The sequence below is a fragment of the Armatimonadota bacterium genome, assembly GCA_017993055.1.
GTDB lineage: Bacteria > Armatimonadota > UBA5829 > DTJY01 > DTJY01 > JAGONM01.
This window is the reverse complement of sequence record JAGONM010000024.1, coordinates 48,572-54,598: the sequence shown is the minus strand read 5'-3', so window position 1 is coordinate 54,598 and position 6,027 is coordinate 48,572. Positions and strand designations below refer to the sequence as shown.

The window sequence follows — 6,027 nt, the reverse complement described above, 5'->3', positions numbered from 1 at the left end:
TCGCCGGCCTTCAATGCGAATGCCGCATCCTCGAATTCCTTCGCCATATACTGCTTCCCGAAGAAACCAAGGTCTCCGCCCTTCTCCTTGTTGGCCGTGTCGTCGCTGTACTCCTTTGCCGCATCAGCGAAGGACTTCCCTGCCTTTATCTCGGCGGCTATCTTCTCTATCTTGGCCTTTGCTTCTTCTTCCTTCTTCGCCTTTTCGGCTTCGTCAGCCGTGTATGGAATGCGAACAAGGATGTGGCTTGCCTTGATGAAGCCCGCCAGGTCGTCGTCGGTGACCTTTACCTGGCGCTTGACGATCTCTCTCATCTGAAGATCGAACTTCACCCGCGCAAAGAAGTGCCCCGGCGTCATGCCGATGCCCTTCAGCGCCTCGTCAAACGTCTGTCCCGGCGGAATGCGCGTCTTGATCTCCTCGATCTTCGCCTTGATCTGATCGGCGGTGATCACTATCCCCGCCTTACGCGCTTCCTGCCCAACGATGCGCTGGTCTATCAGTTCCTCCAGCACCATCACTGCGTTCCAGTCGAACAATACATCCCCAAGGGCCTGCTTCGTGATCTTCTCGCCGTTCACTTCCGCCACCACGTCCGGCGCCCCGCTCATGTTGAGCGCCATCGCGGGCAGGGCGGACAGCAAGATCCCGACCACCAGTGTCATTATTACGGTTCTAGAAAGCATAGAGCGTCTCCTTTCGAAGCTGAATCCCGCAATATGTTACACCAATCGCGCAAGCAGGTCAATAGCCCGTTTCGCCTCATCGGTTCAACGGAGAAGCGCCTCCACCTCCGCCCTGCCCGCCAGTGACCCCTGCGCGCCCAGCCTCGTCACCGACAGGGCAGCCGCCGCGCCCGCGAAGTCGGCCGCCGCCCCGAGTGTCATGCCCTCGGACAGCCCAACCGCAAGCGCCCCGGTGAATGCGTCGCCCGCCGCCGTCGCGTCAACAGCGTCTACCGCGTGAGGGGCGATCCTTGTCGCATCGTCGGCAGTCACCATCAGCGCCCCGCGCGCCCCCATCGTGAGGATGACGGCCCCGCATCCCGCCGTCAGAAGCCGCCCGAGAAGCGCCGGATCGTCTGCCGCCTCATCCGCGCCGAGGCCGAGCAGCATGCGCGCCTCCGATTCGTTCGGGGTGAGCACGTCCACCTCCGAGAGAAGCTCCGCCGGCACAGGGCGCGCCGGCGCGGGATTGAGTATGACGCGCACTCCCGCCTCCCGGGCGATCCTCACCGCGCGCTCGACGGCTTCTATCGGCACCTCGAGCTGGACCACGAGCGCGTCGGCCCCAGCTATCTCGCCGGCGGCCCGTTCCACGTCTTCCGGGGAGAGCGACGCATTCGCGCCGGGGGCCACCGCGATCATGTTCTCTCCCGATCGGTCAACGAAGATGAGCGCCACGCCCGACGCGGCCTTCGGGTCCCGCGCGACGAAGCCCGCCGCGATCCCCTCCCGCTCCAGCCCTCGGACGGCCTCGTCTCCGTTCAGGTCCATGCCGACCTTGCCGACGAAGACTACCCCCGCCCCGAGCCTCGCCGCCGCCACCGCCTGGTTCGCGCCCTTCCCCCCGGGCACGCGGGCGAACGTCCCCCCGGTGACGGTCTCCCCCGGCGCGGGAAGGCGCTCAGTCTTGACGACCATGTCCGTGTTGCTCGATCCGACGACGACTATCCTGGGCATATCGGCCTCCTGCGCGGTCTTCGGGCGGCGCGGTCTCGTCGCGCCGACGCCTATGATTTCCCCGCCTCGCGCGCGTCTCCCTTCCCGGAAGCTTGACCCCCCTTCGCCTCCTCCCAAACCCCGTGAGCCTCTTCCCAAACCCCGTGAGCCTCTTCCCAAACCCCGTGAGCCTCTTCCCAAACCCCGTGAGCCTCTTCCCAAACCCCGTGAGCCTCTTCCCAAACCCCGTGAGCCTCGAGTAGGCGGAGCCGTAACGAGAGGCGGCTCCGGCACGAGGGTGGTGGTCGGGCCTCTCGTTACGCCCTTCGGGCTACTCGAGGAGATCGGTACTTGGCTCAGAGAGATCGGTACTTGGCTGACGGAAGCAGGAGGGCCTCTCGTTACGCCCTTCGGGCTACTCGAGGAGGTCGGTACTTGGCTCGAGGAGATCGGCCTTGGCGCGGGAAGGCGTAGTCCCTCTTCCCCTTTTGCCCAACCCCGTGAGGCCCCTCCCAAACCCCGTGAGCCTCTTCCCAAACCCCGTGAGCCTTCTGCCCAACCCCGTGAGCCTCGAGTAGGCGGAGCCGTAACGAGAGGCGGCTCCGGCACGAGGGTGGTGGTCGGGCCTCTCGTTACGCCCTTCGGGCTACTCGAGGAGATCGGTACTCGGCTCGAGGAGATCGGTACTCGGCTCGAGGAGATCAGTCTCGGACTTGAGGGCGTTGGTCTTTGAATCGGAGCGCGCAGCCAGGCGCTGTTTGTGGCCCTCCCAGTCGCGTTTCTTCGCCGCCTCACTGAGTCCGGCGAAGTCACCCCTGATCAGGGCCGATTTCTTCGCCTGACTCCACTTCTTTACTCTTCGCTCGGCAATCTTGGCCTCATCACGCGTGGGCAGACTCTCGCACCAGACAAGCCGGACCGGCCGCCTCCGACTGGTATAGACGCACTTGCCTCCGTGCTGGTGCTCGGCGAGGCGGTTCTCCATATCATCCGTGTGGCCGACATAGTATGTGCCGTCCGCGCACAAGAGCATGTAGACGTAGAAGGGCTGCCCCATCATGTTCTCCTTAGAAGAGAGGATAGTGCACCTCTCGTTACGCCCTTCGGGCTACTCGAGGAGGTCGGTCTTTGGCTCAGAGAGATCGGTCTCTGCTCCAAACGTTCTGTTTCGGAGGCATTTCGACGGCGACCACGGCCATCACCTCCCCGGGCTCGTGTAACTCCTCACAGACCCCGTGAGGCTCCTCCCAAACCCCGTGCTGCTCCTCCCAAACCCCGTGAGCCTCCTCCCAAACCCCGTGCTGCTCCTCACAGACCCCGTGAGCCTCGAGTAGGCGGAGCCGTAACGAGAGGCGGCTCCGGCACGAGGGTGGTGGTCAGGCCTCTCGTTACGCCCTTCGGGCTACTCGAGGAGGTCGGTCCTTGGCTCGAGGAGATCGGTACTTGGCTCAAGGAGATCGGTACTTGGCTCAAGGAGAAGGGTCTTAAGCTCGAGGAGGTCGGTATTCCGCTCTGCCCTGCCCTGCCGCGCGGGGGTAAAGAGACTCCCGGCGGAATGCCACAATACATATTAGAAGGCGGGCCGCGCAATGGTGCGGGGGAGCCCGCCGCGCACGAGCCGGGCTTTTCGAGCCGCGGAACGCGGCCCCTCCCTCGAGGGACGGAGCTTATCCCTCGAGGAATGAGGCCCGACCCTCGCGGAACGGGGCTTGTCCCTGCGGTGACGGCGCCGGACCCTCGCGGGATGAGGCTCGTCCCTGCGGGGATGGAGCCCGTCATCGGCGGCACGGCGCATCATGACACAAGGAGGCATTGACGTATGGCAAAGAACTACATTCCCGTCAACGACGAAGTCTATGAGGCATGGCTGATCAACTTCGTCAATATTCTGGAGGTAAACCTGGCTGCAGTTGGACTGGTTACCGACGACCTGGTGCCGATTTCGGAGGCGAAGGACGACTTTATCACTCGGCTTGAGGCGTACGGCCTTCAGTCGGGGCTGGCCCGCGCGGCAAGCGAGGCGAAGAAGGGATCGAGAAAGACGAGCGAGGAGATTCTGAGGCCGCTTGTACGCCGGATAAACAACCATCCGGGGATGACGGACCAGCTTCGCACGCTGTTGGGGCTGAGGCCTCAGTCAATAGCGCAGCAGGCGACGCCGATAGAGGAGATGGTGCCGGAGGTATTCCTGGAGTCACGCGTGGGAGTGATCACAATACACTGGGGACCGAACCCTCAACAGGAGAATCGGAACGGGAAACCGGAGGGAGTGAAGGCGGGCAACATCTACCGGAAACGGTCGGACGATGAAGAGTACACGCTGGTGGCGTCGGCGACGAAGTCGCCGCACTACGACTACGTGACGGGGCCGGCGACGGACTACACGTACGTGGTACGGTACAGGGGCACGACGGCGCAGGACCTCTCCGCCCCGTCGGCGGCGGAGACGATCGCGGCACGGGGCGACCTGGCGGCGTAGGCGAAGGAGAAGCTCGAAGCAGGAAGCGCGAGACATGAGACAAGGAAGTCGTTAGTGATCTCCGTGACTGGGGCGGGGCCGAGTGCATGGGCCCTGCCCCTTTTTTGCGCGTGGGGGCAGGAGGAATGCGGACGGCGGGTGGATAAATGGGATATGAGGCTCGGGGAAGTCGTCCCGGGCCTACATTGTGACATTTGGCACAAAGTGCTATAATGCCTGCGTGCAGCGTGACGGGGGCGGGAGGACCTCTCGGTACGCCCTTCGGGCTACTCGAGGAGATCGGTACTCGGCTTGAGGAGGTCGGTACTTGGCTTGAGGAGGTCGGTTTTGGTGCGGGAAGGCGTGAACCCCTTGTGCCTCGTTCGAAACCCCGTGAGCCTCGAGTAGGCGCAGCCGTAACGAGAGGCGGCTCTGCTGCGACGCGACAGGAGACACCTGATGCCTGAGGCCCTGATGGAAGAAAGAACGCTGATAACGGACGACCGGTCGTTCCTCGCCGAGGTGGAGGAGCTGAGCGGCCAGAACATAAAGTCGTGCTACCAGTGCGGGGAGTGCACGGGCGGGTGCCCGGTGGCATACGCGGCGGACATCATGCCGAACCAGGTGAGCCGGCTGGTTCAGCTTGGGTTGGATCGGGAGGTCCTGGGGTCTTCGATGATCTGGCTGTGCGTAGGGTGCGAGACCTGCGCGACACGGTGCCCCCGGGGGATAGAGATCAGCCGGATAAACGATGCATTGAGGGAGATATCCATCCGACGGGGGATCGCCTGCCCCGAACCGAAGGTGAAGACGTTCCACCAGACGTTCCTGCGGTCGGTGGAGCGGATGGGCCGGGTGCACGAGGTCAGCATGCTGGGGGAATACAAGCTGAGGAGCCTGGACCTCTTCTCGGACCTGATTTTGGGCGCGAAGATGTTTTTGAAAGGGAAGCTGGTGCTCGTCCCGAAGGCGATACGAGGGATGCGGGAGATCAAGCGGGTGTTCAAGGGGACGAAGGGATAGAGGTCAGGGGATACGATGAAGTACGCATACTATCCGGGGTGCTCGCTGCACTCGACATCGAAGGAATACGACCTCTCGACGCGGGCGGTCTGCCGGGAGCTGGGCATCGAACTGGAGGAGATCCCGGACTGGAACTGCTGCGGGGCGACGTCGGGGCACGCGACGAACAAGGAACTGGGGCTGGCCCTGCCGCTTCGCGATCTGGCGAAGGCGGAAGAGATGGGGCTCGACGTGGTTGCGCCGTGCGCGGCGTGTTTCAGCCGGCTGAAGGCGGCGGATCACCTGGCGAAGGACGACCCGGGGCTGGTGAAATCCGTGGCGGAGAAGACGGGCCTCGCGTATGAGGGGAAGATCGGCATCCTCTCGATGCTGGAGGCGCTGTCGGCGGTGCCGTCGGAGGAGATACGGGCGCGCGTGAAGCGGGAACTGGCGGGGTTGCGGCCGGCATGCTACTACGGCTGCCTGCTGATCCGCCCTCCGAAGGTGGCATGCTTCGACGACCCGGAGAACCCGACCTCGATGGACGGGCTGATGGCGGCGATCGGCGCGGAGCCGGTCGAGTGGCCGTTCCGAAACGAGTGCTGCGGGGCGAGTCTCGCTCTGTCGCGCTCGGACATCGTGGTGAAGCTGGCGCAGGGGATCCTCTCGATGGCGAAACGGTCGGGGGCGAACTGCATCGTGGCGGCGTGCCCCCTGTGTCAGGCGAACCTGGACACGCGGCAGGCTCAGGCGGAGGCGAAGTACGGCGAGAAGTTCGACCTGCCGGTCTTCTACTTCACGCAGCTGATGGGGGTAGCGTTCGGGGTCGCGGAGGCGGACCTGGGGCTCAAGCGGCTGATGGTGGATCCGACGCGGGTCCTCTCCGGGATAGGCGCTGAGTAGGCG

General features: G+C 64.1%; 6 protein-coding genes. 3 read left to right on the top strand and 3 right to left on the bottom strand.

Translation table 11 applies throughout. The features are described 5' to 3' along the window. The 3 genes from KBC96_10250 to KBC96_10240 all read right to left on the bottom strand — a co-directional run. Nucleotides 1-686 (bottom strand): peptidylprolyl isomerase (locus KBC96_10250; protein ID MBP6964776.1); only part of this gene is annotated, 686 nt, incomplete at its 3' end. 84 nt (nucleotides 687-770) lie between these two features. Next, nucleotides 771-1,682 (bottom strand): ribokinase, encoded by a 912-nt coding sequence (gene rbsK / locus KBC96_10245; GenBank protein MBP6964775.1) that lies wholly within the window; start codon nucleotides 1,680-1,682, stop codon nucleotides 771-773. A 625-nt stretch (nucleotides 1,683-2,307) separates the two neighbouring features. Next, nucleotides 2,308-2,718, bottom strand: coding sequence for a GIY-YIG nuclease family protein (locus KBC96_10240; protein ID MBP6964774.1), 411 nt, complete (start codon nucleotides 2,716-2,718; stop codon nucleotides 2,308-2,310). A 762-nt stretch (nucleotides 2,719-3,480) separates the two neighbouring features. Between KBC96_10240 and KBC96_10235 the strand changes: the two genes are divergently transcribed. The 3 genes from KBC96_10235 (at nucleotide 3,481) to KBC96_10225 (ending at nucleotide 6,024) form a co-directional block, all read left to right on the top strand. Further along, nucleotides 3,481-4,140 carry a hypothetical protein gene (locus tag KBC96_10235; protein ID MBP6964773.1) on the top strand — a complete coding sequence of 220 codons (660 nt, stop codon included), beginning with the start codon at nucleotides 3,481-3,483 and terminating at the stop codon, nucleotides 4,138-4,140. Between the two features lie 453 nt (nucleotides 4,141-4,593). Beyond that, the gene (locus KBC96_10230) at nucleotides 4,594-5,142 is read left to right on the top strand and encodes a 4Fe-4S dicluster domain-containing protein (GenBank protein ID MBP6964772.1); all 549 of its coding nucleotides are present in this window, start codon (nucleotides 4,594-4,596) and stop codon (nucleotides 5,140-5,142) included. A gap of 15 nt (nucleotides 5,143-5,157) precedes the next feature. Further along, nucleotides 5,158-6,024, top strand: a complete 867-nt coding sequence (locus tag KBC96_10225; protein ID MBP6964771.1) for a CoB--CoM heterodisulfide reductase iron-sulfur subunit B family protein — start codon at nucleotides 5,158-5,160, stop codon at nucleotides 6,022-6,024. Nucleotides 6,025-6,027 lie beyond the last annotated feature (3 nt).

What these genes read in the sequence shown, in the direction of transcription:
- rbsK (MBP6964775.1), bottom strand. Translation starts at nt 1,682, where the DNA reads ATGCCCAGGATAGTCGTCGTCGGATCGAGCAACACGGACATGGTCGTC.
- KBC96_10240 (MBP6964774.1), bottom strand. Translation starts at nt 2,718, where the DNA reads ATGGGGCAGCCCTTCTACGTCTACATGCTCTTGTGCGCGGACGGCACA.
- KBC96_10235 (MBP6964773.1), top strand. Translation starts at nt 3,481, where the DNA reads ATGGCAAAGAACTACATTCCCGTCAACGACGAAGTCTATGAGGCATGG.
- KBC96_10230 (MBP6964772.1), top strand. Translation starts at nt 4,594, where the DNA reads ATGGAAGAAAGAACGCTGATAACGGACGACCGGTCGTTCCTCGCCGAG.
- KBC96_10225 (MBP6964771.1), top strand. Translation starts at nt 5,158, where the DNA reads ATGAAGTACGCATACTATCCGGGGTGCTCGCTGCACTCGACATCGAAG.